Here is a 24,801-nt window from a genome sequence, read left to right as displayed (position 1 = left end):
ACTATTTTGATTTCAAAACCAAGCAAAAACAAAACACGAAAGGTAAGACATGCTCGTGTTCGTAGTAAAATTGCTGGTACTGCTGAGTGCCCACGTTTAGACGTTTTCCGTTCTAACAAAAACATCTACGCTCAAGTAATTGATGACGTAGCGGGTGTAACGCTAGCTAGTGCCTCAACTCTTGACAAAGAAGTAACTGGAAGCACCAAAACGGAACAAGCGAACAGCGTTGGGAAGTTAGTTGCTGACCGGGCTACTGCCAAAAACATCAAAAAAGTTGTTTTTGACCGTGGTGGTTACTTATACCATGGTCGTGTGGCTGCCTTAGCATCGGGCGCGCGCGAAAATGGACTCGAATTTTAATCAAAGGAGGAAGACACTCGCATGGCTAAATTTATTGATCCGAACAAATTGGATTTAGATGATAATGTTGTTGCCATCAACCGGATTACAAAGGTTGTTAAAGGTGGACGGCGGCTCCGGTTTGCTGCCCTAGCGGTTGTTGGTGACAAAAATGGTCACGTTGGTTTTGGAACTGGAAAAGCGCAAGAAGTTCCAGAAGCCATTCGGAAGGCCGTTGAAGCTGCTAAGAAGAACTTGATCGAAGTTCCTATCGTTGGAACGACGATTCCCCACGAAATCGTTGGAGTTTACGGCGGGGGTAAAATTATGTTAAAACCAGCCGAAGAAGGTTCTGGAGTAGCTGCTGGTGGTGCCGTTCGTGCCGTGATGGATTTAGCGGGCATTAACGATGTTACCAGTAAACGACTTGGTTCTGACACAGCAATCAACGTTATCCGGGCAACTTTCGAAGGGCTAAAGGGACTGAAGAGTGCTACTGAAGTTTCAGAACTTCGTGGTGTTTCTGCAGACCACTTAGCTGAATAAGGAGGAGATACAGATGGCTCAATTAAAGATTACTTTAGTTCACAGTGCTGCTCATCGTCTTCCCAAACAACGTAAGATTGTGGAAGCATTAGGATTAGGCCGGATTAACAGTAGTGTAATCAAGCCCGATAATGCAGCAACGCGGGGAGCATTATTCAAAATTGCTCACCTCGTTGACGTTGAACAAGTTAAGGATTAATTACATTTAAAGTAAGAGGAGGTGCAATTCATGAAGTTAGACGAATTAAAAGCTGCTGCAGGTTCACGTTCAGAACGGACTCGGAAGGGTCGTGGTCGTTCCAGCAAGGGTAAAACGTCTGGTCGGGGACAAAAAGGCCAAAAAGCCCGTGGCAAAACCCGTTTAGGTTTTGAAGGGGGCCAAATGCCTTTGTATCGTCGGATTCCAAAACGCGGATTCACTAACATTCACCGCAAGGACATTGTGATCGTGAACGTTAATGAACTGAACGCGTTTGACAACGGTGCCGAAGTAACTCCTGAAGCATTAGTAGAAACTGGGATTATCCGGAACCTCAAGGACGGAATCAAGGTGCTCGGTAACGGTCAACTTGACAAACAGTTGACGGTTCAAGCCAACAAGTTCTCTGCAAGTGCGAAAAAAGCAATTGAAGATGCCGGCGGTAAAGCTGAGGTGATCTAATGTTATCAACCTTAAAAAGTGCATTCCAAGACAAAGGCATTCGGAACAAAATTTTGTTCACGCTGGTTGTTCTCGCTGTGTTTCGACTGGGTGCTTACATTACAGTCCCAGGGATTAACGCAAAGGCACTTCAAGAAGTTGCTTCTTCTGGGTTAGTTAACGTTTTGAACATGTTCAGTGGTGGAGGTTTAACTAATTATTCGATCTTTGCGATGGGAGTTTCACCTTACATTACTGCTCAAATTGTGGTTCAGTTATTACAAATGGACATCGTTCCCAAGTTTGTGGAATGGGGGAAGCAGGGAGAAGTTGGGCGATTAAAGCTTGATAAAGTGACCAAGCGGCTAACCGTATTCCTCGCCTTTGCCCAGTCAATTGGAATTACGGCCGGTTTTAACGCCCTAAGTAGTTTAAAACTGGTGCAAAACCCCGGGATTGGAACTTACATTAGTATTGGGCTGATCCTGACTGCCGGAACCATGTTAACCACTTGGATGGGGGACATGATTACCGACAAGGGAGTTGGGCAAGGAGTTTCCATGATTATCTTTGCTGGAATTGTTGCGAACATTCCGACTGGATTTGACAGCATCTACCGGGATTACATTCAGGGAACGGCCATGGATCAAATGTGGAAACCCGCCCTCTTCATCGTAGCGTTGATCATCATTATGCTGATCATCGTGACCTTTGTGACCTGGGTTCAACAAGCCGAACGCCGGATTCCAATTCAATACACGCGGCGGGCCGCTGGGTCAGCTGATTCCAGTTACCTGCCCCTTAAGGTGAACGTTGCGGGAGTGATTCCTGTCATCTTTGCCAGTGCCTTTATCTCAACGCCCCAAACGATTCTGATGTTCTTTACGAAGAACTACGGTGAGTCGGGTTGGTTCAAATTCTTATCAGAATTGTTTAACATGCAAACTTCAATGGGAGCGACCTTTTACACGATTCTTATTGTGGTCTTCACGTTCTTCTACGCCTTTGTGCAGGTTAATCCGCAAAAACTGGCTGAGAACCTGCAAAAACAGGGGAGTTACATTCCTGGTGTGTGGCCCGGTCGAGGAACGCAGGATTACGTTTCGCGGTTATTGATGCGGTTAAGTACGATTGGGGCATTATTCTTAGGGGTCGTTTCAATTATCCCGTTGATTGCTCAAAACGTCTGGAACTTAAACAGCTCGATTGGACTTGGTGGGACGAACCTCTTGATTATTGTGGGAGTGACCATCGAATTCATGAACCAAATCAAGGGGTTAACCATGCGACAAGAATATACCGGGTTCATTCAGAATGATCCCAAGGCAAAGTAGGAGGCACAAACGAATGGCAATGAATTTGTTGATTATGGGTCTTCCCGGAGCCGGGAAGGGGACGCAGGCTGATTTTATTGTAGAGCAGTATGGGATTCCTCATATTTCGACCGGAGACATCTTCCGGGCGGCAATGAAGCAACAAACGCCGTTGGGAGTGAAAGCTCAAACGTACATTGATCGTGGGGACCTGGTTCCCGATGACGTGACCTGTGGAATCGTTGAAGAACGCTTACAACAACCTGATACCCAGCCCGGGTACTTGTTGGATGGGTTTCCCCGGACCATTGTCCAGGCCGAACAACTAGAAAAGATGACCACCAAGTTAGCCAAACCACTCGATGCGGTGTTAAACATTGATGTTGATCCGCACACCCTCGTGGAACGGTTGTCTGGTCGGTTCATTTGTAAAAACTGTGGTGCTACTTATCATAAATTGTACAAAAAGCCTCGTGTTGAAGGTACGTGTGATGTTTGTGGTGGACATGTCTTTTACCAACGAAGCGATGACAAGCCGGAGACCGTGAAGAATCGGTTAGAAGTTAATTTAAAGATGAATACCCCATTAATTGACTTCTATTCGAACCGCAACTTGTTGCACACGGTGGATGGAAACCAAGCCATCGCGGAGGTTACTAAGGAAATCAATCAAGTGTTGTCTCAATTGCACACCAAATAACAGCTTCGTTGTCGAATCCCCGCTAATATGCTATATTGGTAGGGATTGGGAACGGTTTTTAGAGCGGATTTGATTGATTTAAATTTTGGAGGATTGTTGTGTCGAAAGATAACGTAATTGAAATCGAAGGAAAAATTACCGAAACGTTACCAAACGCCATGTTTCGGGTCGAACTTGAAAACGGCCACGAAATCTTAGCGCACGTTTCTGGTAAGATTAGAATGCATTACATTAAGATACTTCCAGGAGACCGGGTAACTGTTGAGATGTCACCATATGATTTAACCAAAGGTCGCATTACTTATCGGTTTAAGTAAGACCGTTTATCTAGGAGGGTTATAAAATGAAAGTAAGACCATCAGTAAAAAAGATGTGCGAAAACTGCAAAATTATTAAGCGCAAGGGTCGAGTAATGGTAATTTGCTCTGCCAACGCTAAGCACAAACAACGCCAAGGAAAATAAGCTTAAATTAGAGGAGGTGGACATTAATGGCTCGTATTGCCGGAGTAGATTTACCACGTAACAAGCGTGTTGTCATTGCCCTGACTTACATTTACGGAGTTGGAAACACAACTGCCCAAAAAGTGTTGCAACAAGCTGGGGTTTCAGAAGACGTTCGGACGCAAGACTTAACTCCTGAACAAGAAGATAAGATCCGGGTTGCGCTCGATGAATACACCATCGAAGGTGACTTGCGTCGTGAAGTTAGCATGAACATCAAACGGCTCTCAGAAATCGGTTCATACCGTGGGTTGCGTCACCGTCGTGGTTTGCCTTCAAGAGGTCAACACACGAAGAATAATGCTCGGACCAGAAAAGGTAAGAGAACGAAAAAATAATAATTAAAAAGGAGGTTATCAGTCCCTATGGTTAAGAAGAATACTCGCAAACGGAAAGCAAGAAAGCACGTTGAAGCTGGGGTGGCTCACATTCACTCAACGTTCAACAACACCTTAGTAATGATTACTGACGTTCAAGGAAACGCGATTGCTTGGTCATCTGCTGGTGCATTAGGGTTCCGTGGTAGTCGGAAATCAACTCCATTTGCTGCCCAAATGGCTGCTGAAGCGGCCGCAAAAGCAGCCATGGAACATGGTATGAAGACTGTGGAAGTTGCAGTGAAGGGGCCTGGTTCGGGTCGTGAATCTGCAATTCGGGCTTTACAAACAACTGGACTGGAAGTTGCCGCAATTCGTGACGTTACTCCAGTTCCTCATAACGGTTGCCGTCCTCCAAAACGTCGTCGAGTTTAATATTAATGCAAGCTCATTTTGTAATAGACTCAACGCTGTTTGAAAGGGGTAGAAGTTAGAATGATTGAATTTGAAAAGCCAAACATTCACAAAATTGAAGAAACAAATAACTATGGTGAAGTAGTTGTCGAACCATTAGAACGTGGTTACGGGACAACCTTGGGGAACTCGCTACGACGAGTTTTACTAGCTTCTTTACCAGGCGCTGCAGTTACTAGTGTTCAAATTGATGGTGTTTTACACGAATTCTCAACCGTTAAAGGGGTTACTGAGGATGTCACAAAGATCATTTTGAACTTGAAAAAGTTGAAAGTGAAAATTGAAAGTGAAGACGATCAAAACGAAACCCACACGATGAGTGTGAACGTTACTGGTCCGGCCGATGTAACTGGGGCGGACCTCGTCACTGACAGTGATACCACGATTTTGAATCCCGATTTGCACATTGCAACGGTTGCTGAGGGTGCTACTTTACACATGACGGTAACGGCGAACAAGGGCCGTGGTTATGTATCAGCTGAAGAAAATAAAGCTAGAAATGACGAAATGCCAATTGGCGTGTTACCAGTCGATTCGATCTATACCCCAATCGAACGTGTTAACTATCAGGTTGAAGATACGCGTGTTGGACAGCGTGATGACTTTGATAAATTGACTCTCGATGTTTGGACTAATGGTTCAATTACTCCTTCCGAAGCGATTAGCTTGGCAGCCAAAGTGTTATCACAACACTTAGAAATGTTCGTGGACCTCACGGACAAGGCCCAACAAGCTAACGTCATGGTGGAAAAAGAAGAAAGCCATAAAGAAAAAATGCTCGAAATGTCAATTGAAGAATTGGATCTTTCCGTTCGTTCTTACAATTGTTTAAAACGAGCTGGAATTAATACCGTGCAAGAATTAACCGATAAATCCATGGCTGACATGATGAAAGTTCGCAACCTCGGACGTAAGTCCCTGGAAGAAATCGAACAGAAGCTGGAAGGGCTTGGATTATCATTTCGTAAAGAAGACTAATTAAAAAGGAGGCTCCCACTTATGAGTTATCGTAAATTTGGTCGCGAAAAAGGCCCTCGTCGTGCTATGCTTCGTAACTTGACTACTGAATTAATCGTCAACGATCGGATCGAAACGACCGAAGCTAAAGCAAAGACGGTGAGATCATTAGCCGAACAAATGGTGACGTTAGGTAAGAAGGGTGACTTAGCTGCACGTCGGCGGGCTGCTGCTTACTTACAAAACACGATTGCCGATGTGAAAGAAGACGGCGATGACATCAAAGTTACGACGGCATTACAAAAATTGTTTGATGAACTCGCACCGAAGTATCAAGATCGTCAAGGTGGTTACACTCGGATTTTGAAGACGATGCCACGTCGTGGTGACGGTGCACAAATGGTTATCTTAGAATTTGTTTAAGGATTAGGTTACCCCTAATTTCATATTTTCACTGAATCACTAAGGTTGAGGTATAAAGCGTTATGATGATGGAAGGTCCAAGTCTAGCTTGAATGTGGTCTGACCATGCGCCTCAATCTTTTAGTGATTTTTTTATACATAAAATTAAATTCCAATCTCAAGGAGGTGGTTGTAGTGACCGCGACAATTGAATTTCAGGGCGTTGACTTTTCGTACCAACCGGAAACTCCGGTGCTGGAGCAGGTTTCCTTCCAGATTCCAGCTGGGCAAACGGTTGCCCTGGTCGGGGCGAATGGAAGTGGGAAGAGTACGATTGCCAAGCTTATAACGGGCTTGTTGACGGCCGATCAGGGGCAGATCTTCCTTGATCAGGAAGAAGTCACGGCCACGACCATTACCCGGCTCCGGCAGCGGATCGGGATCGTTTTTCAAAACCCCGATGACCAAATTGTCGGCGCGACGGTTGCCGAAAACACCGCCTTTGGGTTGGAAAATCGGAACGTGCCGCGTTCCGTAATGCACCAACGGGTTCGCACGGCCTTAGACCAAGTGGGGATGTGGACGTACCGGGATCGCGAACCCGGCTTGCTCTCCGGGGGTCAAAAGCAACGGGTTGCTCTCGCCAGTGCACTAGCAGTGACGCCCGAAGTTTTAATCTTAGACGAAGCGACGAGCATGCTGGACCCCCAGGCTAAAGCTGAACTCAACCAGATTGTGAAACGCCTGCAACAACAAACCGGCCTGACGATCGTGCTCATCACCCACGACTTAGAAATGTTAGGGATTGCCGAGCAGGTCGTGGCGCTAGCTGATCACCAGGTGGCCTTTACGGGCACTCCGGCGGCGTTATTTCAGCAGGACCAGCTCCTGACGCAGCTACAGCTGGAACGGCCGTTTAGCTTGCAAGTCCAACGTGATTTAGCAACGGCCGGCGTCCCTGTCCCGGACCATGATTTAAACGAAAGGGAATTGATTCAATGGCTCACCAAGTTACTTTAAACCACGTTCACTATACCTATGGGGTTAACACGCCGGTGGCACACGCTGCGCTCCATGACGTGAGTTTAAGCGTGGCTGCAGGTGAGTTTGTAACAATCGTCGGGACGACCGGGAGCGGGAAATCAACGTTAGTGAAGCTTCTGAATGGACTCCAGTTCGCTCAGATGGGGACGGTTGACGTCTTAGGCGTTGCACTCCAGCCCCGGCTCAAGGCCAGTCAGTTACAACAGCTTCGGTCCCAGGTGGGGATGGTCTTTCAATCCCCTGAACAGCAGTTGTTTGCGGAAACCGTGCTCCAGGACGTTGCCTTTGGACCGCGGAACTTTGGAGCGACCGCGGAGGTGGCCGATCGCCAGGCCCGAGCAAGTTTGGCGCAGGTGGGAATTGCGCCAGAATTACTGTCCCGGTCCCCATTTGAACTATCCGGGGGCCAGATGCGACGGGTCGCACTTGCCGGCGTGCTGGCGAGCCAACCCAAGCTCCTGATTCTCGATGAACCAACGGTCGGTCTCGATGGCCATGGGCGGCGGGCCATTTTGGAATTACTGCACAGCTTAAATCGGGAGCAGCACGTTACCATCATCATGATTACCCACGAAATGGACATCGTGGCGCGGTATGCGCAGCGGGTGGTCGTGCTGCAAGCCGGCCGCATTACCCAGGACACGACGCCTCGAACCTTCTTTCAAACCACACCGAACCAGTTCGTGCTGCCTGGGGCGGTGCGGGTCGGGCGTGCGCTCCAAGCCCAGGGGATCACGTTCGACCAGCTGCCCCTGACCCGCCTGGAACTGGTAGCCCAGGTCCTCGCTCACCTTCGAAAGGAGGCGGCCAAATGAATCAACTGGTTTTTGGAAACTACCTGCCGGGTCACTCGCTTCTCCATCGCCTCCATCCCACCGGAAAAATTGTTGGGTTGCTGCTGTTAATTACCTGGATTTTACTGGCGAACAACGGGCTGAACTACGCCTGGTTGACCGCCGTCATCCTGGGGCTGGTCCGCCTCGCCCAGGTGCCATTACACCTGCTCGTGACCTCGTTACGCCCGTTTGTGTGGTTAATCGCGTTCACGGTTGTGATTCAGTTGGCCTTTGGCCACGGAGGCACGACCTACTGGCACTGGGGTCCGATCAACGTCACCAGCGTTGGGGTGACGACGGCCGGCTTAATCTTTGTCCGGTTCTTACTGATTATTATCGTTGCGATGCTTTTGACGGTGACCACGTCTCCAAACGCGATTGCGAAGGGGGTTGAAACGTTACTGACACCCTTGAAACGGGTCGGGGTCCCGGTCGCCATGATTGGAATCATGATCTCAATTGCGCTCCGGTTTATTCCAACCTTGTTGAACGAGATGCAGACGATTATGAACGCCCAGCGCTCCCGGGGTGTGGTCTTTAACAGCGGGAAGCTCTGGCACCGGGTCAAAAACGTCCTGGCGTTGATCATTCCCTTACTGGTCTCGGCCTTTCGCCACGCGGATAACCTGGCGGATGCTCTGGGTGCGAGCGGGTATGATGCGAGTCAGCCCCGCAGTAGCTACTACCAGTACCACTGGCACCGCTTAGATACCGCGGCTCTGGGCCTGATTCTGCTGGTGGGTTTGATTGTAATTGGATTGCGAGGGGTGTAAATGACACAACGCTATAAAATCACGTTTGCCTACGATGGGACCCAGTTTGCCGGCTTTCAACGCCAACCCCACCAGCGAACGGTGGAAGGGGTGCTGACCAAGCTTGTGAATCGGATGGCCAAGCAGCCGGACGGGACCTTCGGGGTGTACGGGTCGGGTCGCACCGATGCTGGCGTGCACGCCCTCGCGCAGGTTGCCCATTTCGACTTTCCGTTCCCGATTCCGGCGGACAAAATGCTGAAGGGCCTCAACAGTATGTGTCCCTTAGACATCCAGATTAAGGACGTCGAGATTGTTTCAGACACATTTCACGCGCGGTACGACGTGACGGGGAAAAAGTATCTGTACCGCTTGGCGCTTGGACCGTTTACGGACCCGTTTAAGCGGTTTTATACGGCGCACTGGCGCTTTCCGCTCGACTTTAACCGGATGGAAACGGCGATTCAGGATCTGGTGGGAACGCACAACTTTGCCTCGTTTGTGGCAGCGGGGGCCAAACCGGGAAGTCGAATCCGCACCATCTTTAGCACCCAGGCCACTTATGATGAAGCAGCCCAGGAAATTCAGTTGGAATTTTATGGGGACGGCTTTATGTACAACCAGGTCCGGATCATGACCGCGGTCCTGGTTGAAATCGGAATGAAAAAGCGGCCGGTCGATGACATTCAGCGCCTGTTAGCGGTCCAGGATCGCCAGCAGGCCCGGCTCACGATGCCCGCCCACGGGCTCTTTTTAAAACGGGTTTATTACCCGGGAGATGACCCCAAACACAGCGAGAAAAAGCGCCGCGAGCGTGATTAATTCCGCGAAGTGATTGACATTACGGGGGATTCTTTGTATTATGGTAGTTGGTATTGTTTGCCCCACATAAGCCCCGGAAACTTATAAGGTGTCGAACAAACACAGAAACATGGAGGAAGAAAAAGTGCGTACAACATACATGGCTAAGCCCGGTGAAATTGAACACAAATGGTACATCATTGACGCAGCAGGCGTTCCGTTAGGGCGACTTGCCAGCGTTACTGCTTCAGTTTTACGCGGTAAAAATAAACCCACATACACACCACACGTTGACTCTGGTGATCATGTCATTATTATCAACGCTGCTAAAGTGGCTTTAACTGGTCACAAGGCTAAAGATAAGATGCACTATCACCACACGCAATACATTGGTGGGATTAAGCAAGAATCATTTGGCATGTTACGCGAAAAGAAGCCAGCTAAGTTAATTGAGCAATCCGTAAAAGGAATGCTTCCTCATGGTACATTAGGACGTAAGATTGCTAAGAAACTTCACGTTTATGCAGGTGAAGAACACAAAAATGATGCACAAAAACCAGAAGTTTTAGATATTAACAACCTAATTTAAGGAGGAAACACAATTGGCTAAAGTACAATATACTGGCACAGGTCGCCGGAAAGATTCAGTTGCTCGTGTACGCTTAGTACCTGGGACTGGGAAAGTGATCGTCAACAAACGCGATGTTGAAGATTACATCCCATTCCCAAACTTGCGGGAAGTTATCTTACAACCATACAACGTTACGGAAACGCTCGGTAACTACGATACGTTAGTAAACGTAAATGGTGGTGGCTTCTCAGGTCAAGCTGGAGCCATCCGGCTTGGAATTGCGCGGGCATTGCTCGAAGTTGATCCGGACTTCCGGGAAGCTTTGAAGACTGCTGGTCTGTTAACTCGGGACCCACGGATGAAAGAACGGAAGAAACCAGGGCTTAAGAAAGCTCGTAAGGCTGGTCAATTCTCAAAACGTTAAGATTATTTTCAATCTTATTTGGCACTCACACGTTGGTGTGGGTGTTTTTTGTTATTGAATTGGAAGGATATATAAGATGGACCTAAAAACATATTTATTAGACATATTAAAAAATTATGATAATGAAAAAAATAAAGAATTTAAATCCAATGAATTAGCCAATTTTGTGCGAAACCAAGCAGTAAATACTATTCCATCTATAGTTTTAGGTAATGATCTTGAAGTACGTGCCTCATGTGGTCAAAGTAAATGGGCATTAGTTCCTTGGATGGGTCTTTTTAATAAGAATATTAGTACATCTACTCAAAAGGGTTATTATATTGTCTTCTTATTTAGGTCTGATATGAAGGGTGTTTATTTATCTTTAAATCAAGGATACACATTTTTTAAAACAAGATTTAAGCATAATTTTCCAAAACAAAAAATCAAGGAAGTTGGTAATTATTGGAAATCTAATTTAAAGTTTATAAAAAATGAGGATACGTTTGGTTTTACTAATAACCCAATAAATTTAATTGGTGATAGTACAATCAAAACTGATTTACCGGAAGGATATGAATTAGGAAATATATACAGTAAATATTATAGTTTTGATTATTTATCTAATTCTGACAATAATGAATTGTTGTATGATTTAAAACATCTAATCGAAGTTTTTAATGAATTAATTGCTTGTTTAATTAATGAAAAAGATTTTGTAAAAACTAATGATCAAATCATAAATAATGATAAATATAATGAGTCGAATCATGAATTACTCAATAATGAATATAGTTATGAAATGACTTTGGGGATAGATACCAAAGTTCCTAATGATCAAAAGTTGGAAAAAATTGATCATGTGGTGAAAATTAGTAAACATGATTATGTTAAAGAACTAAGCGAAAACATAAAATTGGGTTTGGGAGCCGATGATTTAGTAGTAGCGAATGAAAAAGAACGACTTGATAAGGATCCTAATGTTTATGATTTTGAGGTTCATCATATTTCTAAAGATAGTGGTGACGGTTATGGTTATGACATTGAAACAATAATATTTAATGATCGTGGAGAGACAATAAAAAGATTATTTATCGAAGTTAAAGCAACAGCGAAGACTAAAGAAACTCCCTTTTTCATGTCTGAAAATGAAATTCAAATAGCTAGGAAAAAAGGTGAGGATTATTTAATATATAGGTTATATAGAAATGAAGCAGAAACCGACAAATTTAATTTTTATATAATTAGAAATCCATATAGATACCTAAATTTTAAACCGATTAATTACATCGTATACCCCAAAAATCAATAGATTAATTGATGCTAATGTGCTTAAATATGATCATATATGTACAAATAATTTAACGAATTTATTTTAATTTGAATACTATAATTAACTAAAACAAATATATTAAGTATAATACATGCAAACAAAAATCGTCGTCCATTTGGACGACGATTTTTTAATGGCCACGATGTTTTTGCTTTCTTTTTTGTTGCTTTAGTTCAAACTGTTGTTGCTGATGTTCGCGCTTTAACTGCGAATGATTTCGTTTACGCTGAACCTTTTTCTGTTCAAATTCGGTTTGTAAAACAGCCTGAGCTTTGGTGACTGGATGCTTCTGCTTAAGTTGTTTTTGTACGGCGCGCTGCTGCCGTTTGGGGTTTATTTTATTCGGATGTTTAACTGTTGTTTGCGCTACCTCTGTGAAATGCAGTTGATGATAATGATGATTCAAGTAGCCACAAAGCTGTGGTAGGGATGGGACTGAACTACCTAAAATAATTTGCTCCACTTGATAGTTTTTCCCCGAGTTAACCTCAAAAATACCCCGATAAAACGATCCATCAAAAATGATGGTTAATTGACTTTGAACAAACATGGCGTTTATTCCTCCTATAAATTTATTGCCAAAGCTGGACATCCCTAGGAGGAAGGATACTGATAGCGAATGAGCTACGTCCGGACTACCAACCGAAGCTATGTTTTTGCTTTGGATTTAGTGTATCATAGAATATAAACTAATTATATTTTTACAATATCAGTAATATTATTTTAACTACAAGTACGAAAGGAGGCCATCATGTCCACCCAAACTAACATCAACATTCACCTCAACAACGACCTCCTCCACACCATCACCATGCTGGCCAGCGCCAAGGGCATCAGCGTTGCTGCTGAAATTGAAGCCATCCTCACGCAGCACTTTGCGAAACCAGAACTGGTCGGGATGACCGACCTTGTCGGCACCAAGATTTCGGACCGCCAGCTGCAGGACGACGGGTTGGTCAAACTGCACGGTGTGTTATACTTTTATCAACTTGTGGACACGAACCGTCACGCGCATGAAACGTACGTGGTAGCGGAAGTGTCCGAACAGAAAATCTATCTAGTCGCTAAAGGAGAATATTATGCTGGGAATTAAAATTGTACAACAGAATAACGTGGGCTTGGTAACGTTCTTAGGGAAGTACTCTCGCCAGTTCGAAAGTGGGTTGCACTTTTACATCCCGGTTTTTGAACGGGTTAAGACCGTTAGTTTACAATCCCAACCCTTAGCGCTTCCAGTCCAAACCGGGATCACACGCGATAACGCCAGCATTAGTATTCAGGTAACCTTGAACTATCGGATTACCAATGCCGAACGTTACACCTTCGGTAACAGTAACTCGATTCAATCGATGGCATACCAGGTGAGTGGGACGCTCCGGGACATCATCGGTAGCATGGATTTGGATGAAGTTTTGAATTCAACCGATAAGATCAACACTAAGTTAATGCAAAACATTGGCGATCTCACCAACACCTATGGGGTGATGATTGAACGGGTTCAAATTGGGGACCTGACGCCTTCCAAAGGAGTTAGCGAGGCAATGGAGAACCAGATCACGGCTTCGAAGAACAAGCAGGCCACGATTTCAGAAGCCCAAGGGAACGCGGAACAAATTCGCTTGAACACCGAAGCCCAGAATGCCGCTAAGATTGCGACCGCCAAAGCCGACAAGCAACAAACGGAGATTCACGCTGATGCTGCTGCTTACGCGACCAAGGTGCAGGCGGAAGCCGACCAGTACCGGATTGAACAGTTGCAAGCCGCCTTGGCCCATGTTGACCAGCAGTATTTGAATGCGCAATCGATTGAGGCGCTGAAAGCAGCTGGTGAACAAGGGAATCTGATTGTCGTTCCAAACGACAGCAACGCCGATTACGGCCAGTTAGCTAGTTTCAGCAAGATGTTGCATAAACAAGACCAATAGAAAAGAACCACCAATTTAGTTTGGTGGTTCTTTTTTTACGTAACTTTAGTTGTCGTCTTCGGCAGGCGCTTCTGCTTTTTTCGTGCGGGGTGCTTGCTTGACCATCTTTAGGTTTTGCCAGTTAATCACCGTTTTGTTGTGGTAGGTATCAATGATGTCTGGATCACTGCTTTCGAACCCAACTAAGAAAGCGTTCTTGTAGGCTTTTTCGATGGTTCCCGTAAAGTCTTGTTTTTTAATTTGAAAGGATACTTCGTCACCAATTTCAAAGGGTGACTTTTCGGTTGCAGTTTGTTCATCGTTCTTCTTTGGCACAGTCATCGCCTCCCTCAAGTATAGTTAACCTATGAAATATAAACGATTCCGCCACTTTTGTCAATTCTTAACTATTTTGTAGTACAATTTAACCATCTTGAACAACGCAGGTGGTAAACGTGACCAAAAAGCAACAACGACCGCATCGCAAACGCCGTAAGCGGCCGCGAAAACGGCAACCAACAACCGGATTCGGTGGGTTTAGTCTAATCATTTTAATCGTGGTCTTACTAGGAGGCGCCCTGTGGGGAATTAACTACGTTACGAGTCCCCGTTACACGCAAACGAACGTGAGTCAGCAACACCAAGCCTTCATTAACCAACTCCTGCCCGGAGCGCTAAAAGCGCAGAAGGAATATAAAATCCTGCCGAGCATTACGCTGGGCCAGGCAATTTTGGAATCCAACTGGGGGCAAAGTCAGTTAGCCGCCCAGTATCACAATTTATTTGGGGTGAAAGCGGGCCCGAACCAACGCGGAGTCGAACTGAAAACAACCGAGTTTACGGATGGTACGGCCAGTATGGTGACCGGCCGGTTCCGCGTTTACGATAATTTTGACGAATCGATCGAAGACCACGCCAAGCTCTTGGCCAACGGCACGGACTGGAACAACCTTCAGTACCGGGATGTGGTCCAGGCCGATAACTACCGTGACTCAGCGAATGCGTTAAGTAGTGAGGGCTATGCGACCGATCCGGGTTACGCCCAAAAGGTGATTGAGATTATCGAAAAGTACCACTTGAATCAATACGATCGGCAGGTGGGACAACGATGATGCCGACCTTACAACCCGGCCAGCGCCTTGGCATCATGGGAACGGGAGCCCCGGCCCAGCAGTTAGCCACCGTTGCCCGACAAGCGGGGCTGCAGGTGTTCACGGCCCCGGCGACGCCAGCAGGTGCAACCAATCCGCTCGCCGATCTCAGCGGCACCCGCGCCTTTGCTCAGCAGTGTGATCTCGTTACCAGTGTGACCCAACCGGTTGCTCCGTCCATCCTGACCACCATTGCGCAGTATACCCGGTTTCCGCAGGGGTCGGAACTAACCGAACTCAGCCAGGATCGCGCCTTAGAACAAGCTTTTTTCCAATCCTTGAATTTAAACACCCGCCCGGTGCAAACGGTGATTACGGTGGCGGATGTCGACCACGCGATCGCCACGCTCGGTTTACCAGCTCAGCTTCTTCCAATTATTAAGGGTAGTTCAATTTCAGCCGAGCTTAGCTTACAGACGCCAGCGGATGTAGCCCAGTTTGCCCCGTTAGCCGGACAGGGGAGTTATCTCTACGTGCCAGCGGTAGACGTGCAGCATCAATTCGTGGTATTCGCTACCAAAGCGGAACCTGGTGAGCTAAAACTGTTTCCACCGGTGGCGGTAGCGGCCAATGGGCGTCTGTTGACGATCATGGCTGCGAAAACGCTGGCTCCGGACCTGGCGGCAGCACTCCAGCAGGCAACCAGCAAGGTCGGGCAGGCGCTGAGCACCATTGGCAACTTTGGGGTTGCATTTTTACTCACCACGACGGGGCTCTTGTACGTAACCGGGCTGCAATTACCGTTATCCAGTTTAACGGTTAGTCTCTCCCGGGGTTGTAATTTCACCCCGGCCGAGTTGCATTTGCGTGCCCTCAGTGAGTTGCCGTTGCCCACCGTTGAACCATTAGTTCCGCAACAGTGGTGTGGCTTTTCAACCAACGCCGAACCAGCGGCACTAGTCGCCCGCCGGCAACATCCGGATTGGGAATTTGACTTTAGCTATCGATCGCCAACTGATGCAACCCGCACCGGGGGCGTCTGGGTGCCAACTACGGACCCGGAACGAACCAAACAGCAACTCCAGCAAAGCGGATTGCTGAATCTTCCCTCAGAAAAAGGAAAATAAGCAGAGTCAGCCATCAGCTGGCTCTATTTTTGCTATAATTAAAGTACAATTGAGAATTTGAAAGGACGAATCGAATGGCGATTGCAGACTTGCTAACGAATATGAATGATAAACAGCGCGAGGCCGTGGAGTTTGTGAACGGACCGTTGTTAATCATGGCCGGCGCCGGCAGTGGCAAGACGCGGGTGCTGACTCACCGCATTGCCTATCTGATCGAAGCCCAACACGTGTTACCGTGGAACATCCTGGCCATCACCTTTACGAACAAGGCGGCCCGGGAAATGAAAGACCGGGTGAACCAACTCCTAGAAGTCGGCGGCGACGACGTGTGGGTTTCGACCTTCCACGCCCTCGGGGTGCGCATTTTGCGCCGTCACATTGAAAAGTTAGGGTATCACCAGGCCTTTTCGATTGCGGGAACCAGTGAACAAAAAACACTCGTAAAACGAATTTTGTCCGATTTCGACTTGGATCCCAAGAAAAACGATCCGCGGGCGATTTTAGGGGCGATTTCAAACGCTAAAAATGACTTGGAAACCCCTGCCGACTACCGAAGTCGCCATGACGATGGCAATCCCTTTCACACCGTGGTGGCCGACGTGTACGCAGAGTACCAAAACCGGCTGCGGGCCAATGATTCGGTCGACTTTGACGATTTGATCATGTTAACCATTCAACTCCTGGAACAATTTCCCGATGTGTTAGCCTACTACCAACAAAAGTTTCGCTACATTCACGTCGACGAATACCAGGATACGAACGAAGCCCAGTACAAGTTAGTCCAAATGCTGGCTGATAAGTACCACAACCTCTGCGTCGTGGGGGATGCCGACCAGAGTATCTACGGTTGGCGGGGAGCCAACCTGAATAACATTCTGGACTTTGAGTCCGACTACCCGGATGCCCATGTGACCCTCCTGGAACAGAATTACCGTTCTACCAAAACGATTTTGCAGGCGGCCAACCAGGTGATCCAAAACAACGAAGAACGCAAGGATAAGAACCTCTGGACCGAAAACCAGCAGGGCGAGAAGATTACCTACTACCGGGCTCAGAGTGAACGCGATGAAACCCAGTACGTGGTGGCTAAGATTAAGGAAGAGATGCAAAAGCATCATTATAAGTACAACGATTTTGCCGTTTTGTATCGGACCAACGCCCAGTCCCGGGTGATTGAAGAAACCTTTTTGAAAGCCAACGTTCCCTACACGATGGTCGGGGGTCACAAGTTCTACGAACGAAAAGAAATCATGGATATCTTGTCGTACCTGACGTTAGCCGCCAATCCTAATGACTCGCTGAGCTTTGAGCGGGTGATTAACGTCCCAAAACGGGGGATTGGGGCGACGAGCTTTACGAAACTGCGGGACTTTGCGAGTGCGAACGACTGGGGCTTATCAGAAGCCGCCCAGAACGTGGCCTTGGCCAATGACATCTCGGCGCGGGCGCGGAATGCGATTGCCGACTTTGGGATGACGATGGCCCAGCTTCACGCGGCGGTTCCCAACCAGACCGTGACGGAGATTACCGAAGCACTCCTCGAAAAAACCGGGTACGTTGCCAGTCTGCGCCAGGAAAATAACCTGGAAGCGCAGGCCCGCTTAGAAAACATTGAAGAATTTCTGACCGTGACCCAGGACTTTGACGAGAAGTTTGATCCGGATCAGAGTGAAACCGGGAACCGGCTCGTGGACTTTCTGGCGGACTTGGCGCTTGTTTCCGCGCAGGATGACGTTGATGAAAGCGCTCCGCAGGTGACCCTGATGACGCTCCACGCCGCCAAGGGATTGGAGTTTCCGGTGGTTTTTATGATTGGAATGGAAGAAAACCTCTTCCCCCTGGCCCGGGCCACGGAAAATCCGGATGAACTAGAAGAAGAACGCCGGTTAGCGTACGTGGGAATTACCCGGGCGCAAACGAAGCTCTATCTAACTAACGCTTACTCCCGAACGTTGTATGGCCGGCTCCAAAATAATCCGGCATCGCGCTTTATGGATGAAATTAACGCTGATTTGTTAGAAAATGAGCTGAGTCAACCCGCGGTCGCAAAGGGACCTAGCACTCCGTTTGACAATGACCGGTACCAGCGCCGCACCGTCGCAGCCACCAAGTCGACGTATCAGGCTCCCAAGGCTGTGCAAGCCGCCACGGGCACCGGGGCCGACCGTCAAAACTGGCAGGTTGGGGACCAAGTGAGTCACAAGGCCTGGGGCCAGGGCACCGTGGTCAAAGTCAACGGGACCGGGGAAGACATGGAACTCGATATTGCCTTTACGGACAAGGGCATCAAACGGCTGTTAGCCGCCTTTGCCCCGATTCAAAAGGTCGAAAAGTAGAAGGGAGCACACGTCGTGCAGGAAGCGGATCTTCACAACTTAACTGTCCAGGAAGCGGCGGCAGAAGCAGACAAACTGCGCCCCCAACTAGTGCAGTGGGGGAAAGAATACTATGAAAACGACCAACCGACGGTCCCGGATGCGGAGTACGATCAGGTCTATAACCGCCTAGTGCAGTTAGAAACGGCCTTTCCGGCAATTGTGACGCCGGATTCGCCCACTCAACGTGTCGGCGGTCAGGTCGACAGTGACTTTACGAAGGTGCCGCACCCGATTCCGATGCTCTCGTTGGGCGATGTTTTCTCAGCAGCCGAGTTGAACCAGTTTGTGGAGCGCTTGCAACAGGATTATCCGGAAGTCCAGGAGTTTAATTGCGAACTGAAAATTGACGGATTATCAATTGCATTGCGCTACGAACAGGGACGCTTAGTGCAGGGTTCCACCCGGGGTAATGGAACGATCGGAGAAGACATTACGGCGAACGTGAAGACGATTGCGTCGGTTCCCCAAACCCTCAGTCGCCCGATTGACATTGAGGTCCGGGGCGAGTGCTACATGGGCAAAGACGCCTTTCTCGCGTTAAACCAACGGCGGGAACTCGCCGGGCAGGCCACCTTTGCTAACCCGCGCAATGCGGCAGCTGGGAGTCTGCGCCAGTTAGATCCGCAGGTAACGGCCGCTCGGCACCTTAGCACCTTTATGTACAACGTGGCAGATGATGCCGACTTAGAGGCGACCACGCAGAGTGGAATGTTAGCTGAACTTCGCGAACTCGGGTTTAGCGTGGATCCTGACTATCAGGTGGCGCACAACCTGGACGAAATTAACGCCTACATTGCAAAGTACCAAGCAGCCCGGGATCAACTGAGTTATGGAATCGACGGGATCGTGATTAAGACCAACTCGTTGGCTTTACAACAAACCATCGGCCACACGGTCAAAGTCCCGAAGTGGGCGATTGCCTATAAGTTTCCGCCAGAAGTCGCGCGGGTCCAGATCGAGGACATCGAATGGACGATTGGGCGGACTGGAGTAGTTACACCGACCGCAGTCTTTGCCCCCGTGAAACTGGCAGGGACCACGGTCGCCCGGGCCACGTTGCACAATCCGGATTACATTGAAAAAAAGGACATTCGGATTGGCGACACGGTCGAAGTTTATAAGGCCGGTGACATTATTCCGGAAGTAGATCACTACTTACCAGCCGACCGGCCCGCGACGGCGACTCCGTACGTGATCCCGACTACGTGTCCGTCGTGTGGGGCGGAGCTAGTTCACCTAGACGATGAGGTGGCGTTGCGGTGCATTAACCCGCAGTGCCCGGCGCAGTTAGCCGAACAGGTGACCCACTTTGCCTCTCGGAACGCGATGGACATTGAGGGGCTGGGACCCAAGCTTGTGAAGCAGCTGTTTGACCGCGATTTGATCACGGACGTCGCCAGTCTGTACCGGTTACGGTTCGCTGATCTGATTAACTTGGATAAGTTTGGCGAGAAGTCGGCGCAGAACCTGTTACAAGCCATTGAGCAAAGTCGGCACAACTCGTTAGAACGGTTGCTGTTTGGCCTTGGAATTCGCCATGTTGGTGGCAAAGCGGCCCTGTTGCTCGCGCAACATTTTGGTTCGTTAGACCGGTTGCGGCAAGCGAGCGCGGCTGAGATGGAGGCGATTGACTCGATTGGGAGCACGATTGCCGATAGCTTAGTGACCTACTTCGCCGAACCGCACAGCCAAACGTTGCTCCAGGAACTCGCGGACGTCGGGGTTAACTTTGACTATCAGGGTCGTGGTCCGGTTCCCAATCAGGATGATTTCTTCTACGGGAAGAAAGTCGTGCTAACTGGTAAGCTGGAGGCGATGACCCGGGGAGAAGCCCAGGACTACATTGAAACCCACGGCGGGAGCGTGACCAGTAGTGTTTCCAAGAAGACCGATCTGGTGATTGCCGGGACCGATGCCGGGAGTAAACTAACCAAAGCGCAGGAATTAAACGTACCGGTGTGGGATGAACAACGCTTCCACACCGCGATGACGAACGAATAAGCAGGAAGAGGAAGGTGAAGTTGTGAAAAAGCTTGGAATCGGGATTATGCTGGCGGCGAGTGCCATCGTGCTGGCCGCCTGTGGGAATCAGAATAAGATGAGCTCTAACAGTGGGTCGACCAAGACCGAGCTGACGGGGACAAACTCCAACAATAACTACCAGAGTGTGATTCAGGACGGCCATTACCAAACCAGTAAGTCTGCCGGCGTGAACCAACAACAAACCAGCAACCAGTTTAATCTGGAAGGGTTTCAACACGGGCTGTTAGACATCTCGAAAAAGGAATTTTCGCCGAACAAGTACGTGTTCCAAGAGGGCCAACAAATTTCGACCGAACAAACCTATAACTGGCTTGGCCGCAAAACCAAGCAGAACCCCGAGGGTCTGAATCCGGACCAACCGGACAAGAAGATCGTTCCAGAGTACCTGCAACAGATTGACGAGCAGGACTTCTTGCAACAAAACGGTGGCAAGTTACAGCTCAAGGGCATGACGATTGGGCTCGGATTGAATTCCGTGTACTACTACACGAAGGAAAAGTACGGTGCCCAATATACCAAGAACCTGTCGGACGATGAGATCGAGGCCAAGGGGAAGGAAATGGCCAACGAGGTCTTGAAGCGGATGCGCCAACGTGCAGCAACCAAGGACATCCCGATTGTAATTGCCTTGTACAAGGCCGCTCCGGATGACAGTCTGGTCGGCGGAAACTTCTTTGCCTACTCCGTTAACCGGGGGGGCGCCACGAGCGTCTCTAGTTGGAACAAGGTGAACCAACGTAACTACGTCTTCCCAACGGCTGGGAACGAAAAGGTGCCCAATGCCAACGATGAAGCCGCCTTTGAGCAGTTCAAGAACAAGGCCCAGAGTTACTTCCCGAATTTGAGTGGAGTGACCGCCCAGGCCCAGTACACGGACGGCACCTTGACCGGGATGCACGTGAACATCGTGACCCAGTTCTACAGCTACACGGAAATTAACAGCTTCACCCAGTACCTGCAGACGGCCGCCCAGAAGTACTTGCCCCACAACGTTCCAATCGAAATCACGGTTGGATCTACGAACGGGGTGCAGAGTTATCTGAACCGGGGCCAAGACGAGAAGAAGTTCACGGCCCACGTGTTTAACAATTATTAGGAACCACGTAAGGAGGAAGTTTGATGAGTGAAAAAGTAGATCAAGCCCGGACCCAACACATTGCGGGGCTGGCCAAGTTGAAAATTGCGGACCAGGAGCTCGCTCAGTTTACCGACCAACTCAACGAAATGTTGGCACTGCTCGACAAGTTGGAAGCCGTTGATACGGAAGGCGTAACGCCGACGTATTCCGTGACCGACCAGCTCAACGTAATGCGTCCCGACGTCGCTAACAACTGGGGCGAACGCGATGCGCTCTTACGGAACGCACCAGAAGCTGTCGACGGGTTGATTCGCGTCCCAACCATTATTGACGAAAGCGAGGACAAGTAATGAACTATTTTGATCGTGATTTAGAGTCCGTGCACCAGCAATTAGTGAACGGGGACGTGACGTCGGCCGAACTGACGAAGCAGACCCTCGCTAACATTGCAGCGCAGGAACCCGATTTACAAGCTTACTTAGCCATGAACGAAGCAGCAGTGGAACAGGCCGAAGCAGTGGATGCCGCTGGGATTGATCCCGAGAACGTGTTATCCGGGATGCCCGTGGCCATCAAGGACAACCTAGTAACGACCAACATGCCGACGACAGCGGCGTCAAAGATGCTCGAAAACTTCCACTCCCTGTTTAACGCAACGGTCGTGGAAAAACTCCAGGCCGCTGGTGCCATCATCGTTGGAAAAACCAACCTCGATGAATTTGCGATGGGGAGCTCGACCGAAAAATCAGCTTACCAAACGACGAAGAACCCGTGGGATCTCACCACAGTGCCGGGGGGCTCCTCAGGTGGTTCGGCAGCGACGGTTTCCGCCGGTCAGGTGCTGGCTAGTCTCGGTTCAGATACCGGGGGTTCAATTCGCCAACCGGCGTCCTTTACCGGCGTGGTCGGCATGAAGCCAACGTACGGCCGGGTTTCGCGGTGGGGGCTGATTGCCTTTGGTTCGAGTTTTGACCAAGTGGGGCCTTTCACCCGGACCGTTAAGGATAACGCCTACCTGTTAAACGCGATTGCGGGTCATGATGACCACGATGCCACTTCTTCCGATCAAGAAGTTCCGGACTTTACGGCGCACCTAAACGACGGTGTGCAGGGAATGCGGATTGCTTTACCCCAAGAATACCTCGGCGACGGCATTGCTCCGGCGGTAAAAGATGCGATTCGGGCCGCTGCTAAACAGTACGAAGCCCTCGGCGCTACGGTGGAAACGGTCTCCTTGCCCCACGCGAAGTATGGGGTCATGGCGTACTACGCCCTAGCGTCGTCGGAAGCCTCCTCAAACCTGGAACGGTTTGACGGCATTCGGTACGGCTACCGGGCTCCCGAGGCTAAGAACCTCGAGGACCTGTACGTGCAGACCCGGTCCACCGGCTTTGGCAACGAAGTCAAGCGCCGGATCATGTTAGGAACCTTTGCCCTGTCGGCTGGTTCGTTTGATAAATACTTTAAGAAGGCGGCGCAGATTCGGACGCTAATCATTGAGGACTTTCAAAAGGTCTTTCAGGATCACGATTTGATCATGGGACCGACCGCCCCGACGACGGCCTTTCAGATTGGCGCCGAAAGCACCGATCCAACCGAAATGTACGTGAACGACGTGATGACGATTCCCGTCAACCTGGCCGGGTTACCGGGGATGTCACTACCAGCTGGGTTCAGTGCTGGGCTCCCAATTGGAATGCAACTGATTGGGAAACCGTTTGCCGAAAGCACCCTGTACCAAGCGGGACACGCTTTTGAACAAACCACTGATTTTCACCAGCACACCCCACAGTTGGGAGGTAAATAAGGATGAACTTTGAAACAACAATTGGGCTCGAAGTCCACGTGGAATTAAAGACGAATTCGAAAATTTTCAGCCCGTCTCCCGTTAGTTATGGAGCCGACGCCAACGAAAACACCAACGTGATTGACTGGGGTTATCCGGGAACGTTACCGACCATTAACAAGCAGGTGATTGCAAATGGGATCACGGCCGCCTTGGCCCTCCACGCTGACATTGAAAAGCACCCCCACTTTGACCGGAAAAACTACTTCTATCCTGATAACCCCAAGGGCTACCAGGTGACCGAAAACGATACGCCAGCTGCTACGAACGGGTGGATTGAGGTGCAGACCGCGGACGGTGGCACTAAGAAGGTCGGGATCGAAGAGTTGCACGTCGAAGAGGATGCCGGAAAGAACACCCACGGTAACCAGTATTCCTACGTCGATTTGAACCGGCAGGGGACGCCGTTGATTGAAATTGTGTCGAAACCGGAAATGACAACGCCCCAAGAAGCCTACGATTACCTGGAAGGATTACGGGAACGGATCCAATTTACCGGGATTTCGGACGTGCGGATGGAAGAAGGGTCGATGCGTGTCGACTGTAACATCTCGATTCGGCCCGTCGGCAGTGACCAACTCGGTCAAAAAATCGAGTTGAAGAACCTGAACTCGTTTAACTACGTGCGTAAGGCGCTCGCCTACGAAGAACAACGCCAGGCCCAGGTAATCATGGCTGGGGGCACGATTGGTGCTGAGACCCGTCGATTCGACGAATTAACCGGCAAGACCTACTTGATGCGGGTCAAGGAAGGGAAGGATGATTACCGTTACTTCCCTGAACCAGATCTCCCGAGTTTGGAAATTTCGGACGCCTGGATTGACGAGTTACGAACGGCCTTGCCAGAAATGCCGGCGAAGCGACGGGAACGCTACGTGCACGAACTCGGCTTAACCGACTACGATGCCATGGTGTTAACCCAAACCAAGGAAATGTCTGATTTCTTTGACCGCTTGATTGAACTCGGCAGTGATCCGAAGATGGCTTCGAACTACCTCCAAGGGGACGTGAACGCCTACTTGAATGACCAACAGGTGAAGTTGGAAAACACCAAGATTACGCCGGAAGCCCTGGCCGCCATGATTAAGATGTTGATGGACGAAACGATTTCCACCAAGATGGCCAAGAAGGTCTTTAAGGCCATTACGCAGGGGGAAGATCCCAAGGTCTTTGTGAAGGAAAAGGGCTTAATCCAACTGTCTGATCCCGCTGAATTGAAACCAATCGTTGATGATGTGTTAGCGAATAACCAACAGTCAATCGAAGACTTCCACAACGGAAAGGACCGCGCGGTTGGCTTCCTGGTGGGCCAAATCATGAAGCAAACGCAAGGCAAGGCCAACCCGAAAGTTGTAAACCAAATCCTGATGCAAGCATTAAATCAATAGAAGGCGGTGGCAC

General features: G+C 49.0%; 31 protein-coding genes. 29 read left to right on the top strand and 2 right to left on the bottom strand.

The annotated features are described in order from the left end of the window. Positions 1–6: 6 nt before the first annotated feature. The 19 genes from rplR to M8332_RS05065 all read left to right on the top strand — a co-directional run bounded on the left by rplR (position 7) and on the right by M8332_RS05065 (position 11,912). Positions 7–363 carry a 50S ribosomal protein L18 gene (gene rplR, locus M8332_RS05155; protein ID WP_252780814.1) on the top strand — a complete coding sequence of 119 codons (357 nt, stop codon included), beginning with the start codon at positions 7–9 and terminating at the stop codon, positions 361–363. 21 nt (positions 364–384) lie between these two features. Continuing rightward, positions 385–888, top strand: a complete 504-nt coding sequence (rpsE, locus tag M8332_RS05150) for a 30S ribosomal protein S5 (protein ID WP_252750524.1) — start codon at positions 385–387, stop codon at positions 886–888. Positions 889–901: 13 nt separating this feature from the next. After that, positions 902–1,087, top strand: coding sequence for a 50S ribosomal protein L30 (gene rpmD / locus M8332_RS05145; protein ID WP_252750523.1), 186 nt, complete (start codon positions 902–904; stop codon positions 1,085–1,087). Between the two features lie 30 nt (positions 1,088–1,117). Next, entirely contained in the window at positions 1,118–1,549 is a 432-nt protein-coding gene (rplO, locus tag M8332_RS05140) for a 50S ribosomal protein L15 (RefSeq protein ID WP_252779763.1), read from the top strand. Continuing rightward, on the top strand, positions 1,549–2,862 hold the full coding sequence (gene secY, locus M8332_RS05135; RefSeq protein ID WP_252779762.1) for a preprotein translocase subunit SecY: 1,314 nt from the start codon (positions 1,549–1,551) through the stop codon (positions 2,860–2,862). The genes rplO and secY overlap by 1 nt, the downstream gene beginning before the upstream one ends. A 19-nt stretch (positions 2,863–2,881) precedes the next feature. Beyond that, positions 2,882–3,541, top strand: a complete 660-nt coding sequence (locus M8332_RS05130) for an adenylate kinase (protein WP_252780813.1) — start codon at positions 2,882–2,884, stop codon at positions 3,539–3,541. A gap of 98 nt (positions 3,542–3,639) precedes the next feature. After that, positions 3,640–3,858, top strand: coding sequence for a translation initiation factor IF-1 (gene infA / locus M8332_RS05125; RefSeq protein ID WP_252750520.1), 219 nt, complete (start codon positions 3,640–3,642; stop codon positions 3,856–3,858). A gap of 26 nt (positions 3,859–3,884) precedes the next feature. Next, positions 3,885–4,004: a 50S ribosomal protein L36 gene (gene rpmJ / locus M8332_RS05120; RefSeq protein ID WP_252750519.1), complete on the top strand. Its 120-nt coding sequence runs from the start codon at positions 3,885–3,887 to the stop codon at positions 4,002–4,004. Positions 4,005–4,030: 26 nt separating this feature from the next. Continuing rightward, on the top strand, positions 4,031–4,381 hold the full coding sequence (gene rpsM / locus M8332_RS05115; RefSeq protein ID WP_252750518.1) for a 30S ribosomal protein S13: 351 nt from the start codon (positions 4,031–4,033) through the stop codon (positions 4,379–4,381). Positions 4,382–4,408: 27 nt separating this feature from the next. Further along, the gene (rpsK, locus tag M8332_RS05110; protein WP_252750517.1) at positions 4,409–4,795 is read left to right on the top strand and encodes a 30S ribosomal protein S11; all 387 of its coding nucleotides are present in this window, start codon (positions 4,409–4,411) and stop codon (positions 4,793–4,795) included. A gap of 60 nt (positions 4,796–4,855) precedes the next feature. Continuing rightward, positions 4,856–5,812: a DNA-directed RNA polymerase subunit alpha gene (locus M8332_RS05105; RefSeq protein WP_252779761.1), complete on the top strand. Its 957-nt coding sequence runs from the start codon at positions 4,856–4,858 to the stop codon at positions 5,810–5,812. Between the two features lie 21 nt (positions 5,813–5,833). After that, complete coding sequence (gene rplQ, locus M8332_RS05100) at positions 5,834–6,214, top strand: 50S ribosomal protein L17 (RefSeq protein WP_252750515.1); 381 nt, start codon at positions 5,834–5,836, stop codon at positions 6,212–6,214. Between the two features lie 174 nt (positions 6,215–6,388). Further along, positions 6,389–7,213, top strand: a complete 825-nt coding sequence (locus tag M8332_RS05095) for an energy-coupling factor transporter ATPase (protein ID WP_252779760.1) — start codon at positions 6,389–6,391, stop codon at positions 7,211–7,213. Next, a complete protein-coding gene (locus M8332_RS05090) occupies positions 7,192–8,052 on the top strand; it encodes an ATP-binding cassette domain-containing protein (protein ID WP_252779758.1) in 861 nt (286 codons plus the stop codon). The genes M8332_RS05095 and M8332_RS05090 overlap by 22 nt, the downstream gene beginning before the upstream one ends. Then, the gene (locus M8332_RS05085; RefSeq protein WP_252779756.1) at positions 8,049–8,846 is read left to right on the top strand and encodes an energy-coupling factor transporter transmembrane component T family protein; all 798 of its coding nucleotides are present in this window, start codon (positions 8,049–8,051) and stop codon (positions 8,844–8,846) included. The genes M8332_RS05090 and M8332_RS05085 overlap by 4 nt, the downstream gene beginning before the upstream one ends. Further along, positions 8,847–9,647: a tRNA pseudouridine(38-40) synthase TruA gene (gene truA, locus M8332_RS05080; protein WP_252779755.1), complete on the top strand. Its 801-nt coding sequence runs from the start codon at positions 8,847–8,849 to the stop codon at positions 9,645–9,647. Between the two features lie 124 nt (positions 9,648–9,771). Continuing rightward, positions 9,772–10,215 (top strand): 50S ribosomal protein L13, encoded by a 444-nt coding sequence (gene rplM, locus M8332_RS05075; protein ID WP_338030051.1) that lies wholly within the window; start codon positions 9,772–9,774, stop codon positions 10,213–10,215. A 13-nt stretch (positions 10,216–10,228) separates the two neighbouring features. Continuing rightward, a complete protein-coding gene (rpsI, locus tag M8332_RS05070; RefSeq protein ID WP_252750509.1) occupies positions 10,229–10,621 on the top strand; it encodes a 30S ribosomal protein S9 in 393 nt (130 codons plus the stop codon). 76 nt (positions 10,622–10,697) lie between these two features. Then, positions 10,698–11,912, top strand: coding sequence for an MrcB family domain-containing protein (locus M8332_RS05065; RefSeq protein ID WP_252779754.1), 1,215 nt, complete (start codon positions 10,698–10,700; stop codon positions 11,910–11,912). 151 nt (positions 11,913–12,063) lie between these two features. Here M8332_RS05065 and M8332_RS05060 read toward each other — a convergent pair whose 3' ends face one another. After that, entirely contained in the window at positions 12,064–12,483 is a 420-nt protein-coding gene (locus M8332_RS05060; RefSeq protein WP_252779753.1) for a YjdF family protein, read from the bottom strand. 201 nt (positions 12,484–12,684) lie between these two features. On the opposite strand from M8332_RS05060, the gene M8332_RS05055 reads away from it, so the two are divergent. Both M8332_RS05055 and M8332_RS05050 read left to right on the top strand, forming a co-directional pair. Next, complete coding sequence (locus M8332_RS05055; RefSeq protein WP_252779752.1) at positions 12,685–13,026, top strand: hypothetical protein; 342 nt, start codon at positions 12,685–12,687, stop codon at positions 13,024–13,026. Then, entirely contained in the window at positions 13,013–13,858 is an 846-nt protein-coding gene (locus tag M8332_RS05050; protein ID WP_252779751.1) for an SPFH domain-containing protein, read from the top strand. The genes M8332_RS05055 and M8332_RS05050 overlap by 14 nt, the downstream gene beginning before the upstream one ends. Before the next feature lie 45 nt (positions 13,859–13,903). On the opposite strand, the gene M8332_RS05045 is transcribed toward M8332_RS05050, so the two are convergent. Next, positions 13,904–14,173, bottom strand: a complete 270-nt coding sequence (locus tag M8332_RS05045) for a DM13 domain-containing protein (protein WP_252779750.1) — start codon at positions 14,171–14,173, stop codon at positions 13,904–13,906. Between the two features lie 119 nt (positions 14,174–14,292). Between M8332_RS05045 and M8332_RS05040 the strand changes: the two genes are divergently transcribed. The 8 genes from M8332_RS05040 to gatB all read left to right on the top strand — a co-directional run bounded on the left by M8332_RS05040 (position 14,293) and on the right by gatB (position 24,788). After that, positions 14,293–14,949 carry a glycoside hydrolase family 73 protein gene (locus tag M8332_RS05040; RefSeq protein ID WP_252779749.1) on the top strand — a complete coding sequence of 219 codons (657 nt, stop codon included), beginning with the start codon at positions 14,293–14,295 and terminating at the stop codon, positions 14,947–14,949. After that, entirely contained in the window at positions 14,946–16,055 is a 1,110-nt protein-coding gene (locus M8332_RS05035) for a 5-(carboxyamino)imidazole ribonucleotide synthase (protein ID WP_252779748.1), read from the top strand. The genes M8332_RS05040 and M8332_RS05035 overlap by 4 nt, the downstream gene beginning before the upstream one ends. Before the next feature lie 74 nt (positions 16,056–16,129). Beyond that, on the top strand, positions 16,130–18,391 hold the full coding sequence (gene pcrA, locus M8332_RS05030) for a DNA helicase PcrA (RefSeq protein ID WP_252779747.1): 2,262 nt from the start codon (positions 16,130–16,132) through the stop codon (positions 18,389–18,391). 15 nt (positions 18,392–18,406) lie between these two features. Then, positions 18,407–20,434 (top strand): NAD-dependent DNA ligase LigA, encoded by a 2,028-nt coding sequence (ligA, locus tag M8332_RS05025; protein WP_252779746.1) that lies wholly within the window; start codon positions 18,407–18,409, stop codon positions 20,432–20,434. Between the two features lie 46 nt (positions 20,435–20,480). Further along, positions 20,481–21,572 (top strand): CamS family sex pheromone protein, encoded by a 1,092-nt coding sequence (locus M8332_RS05020; protein WP_252780812.1) that lies wholly within the window; start codon positions 20,481–20,483, stop codon positions 21,570–21,572. Positions 21,573–21,595: 23 nt separating this feature from the next. Continuing rightward, positions 21,596–21,904, top strand: a complete 309-nt coding sequence (gene gatC / locus M8332_RS05015; protein WP_252779745.1) for an Asp-tRNA(Asn)/Glu-tRNA(Gln) amidotransferase subunit GatC — start codon at positions 21,596–21,598, stop codon at positions 21,902–21,904. Continuing rightward, positions 21,904–23,361, top strand: a complete 1,458-nt coding sequence (gatA, locus tag M8332_RS05010; RefSeq protein WP_252779744.1) for an Asp-tRNA(Asn)/Glu-tRNA(Gln) amidotransferase subunit GatA — start codon at positions 21,904–21,906, stop codon at positions 23,359–23,361. Before gatC ends, gatA begins: the two co-directional genes overlap by 1 nt. 2 nt (positions 23,362–23,363) lie before the next feature. Then, entirely contained in the window at positions 23,364–24,788 is a 1,425-nt protein-coding gene (gatB, locus tag M8332_RS05005; RefSeq protein WP_252779742.1) for an Asp-tRNA(Asn)/Glu-tRNA(Gln) amidotransferase subunit GatB, read from the top strand. Positions 24,789–24,801: the final 13 nt, after the last annotated feature.

It is taken from the genome of Fructilactobacillus ixorae, from assembly GCF_024029915.1.
Lineage (GTDB): Bacteria > Bacillota > Bacilli > Lactobacillales > Lactobacillaceae > Fructilactobacillus > Fructilactobacillus ixorae.
This window is presented reverse-complemented; position numbering and strand designations above follow the sequence as displayed.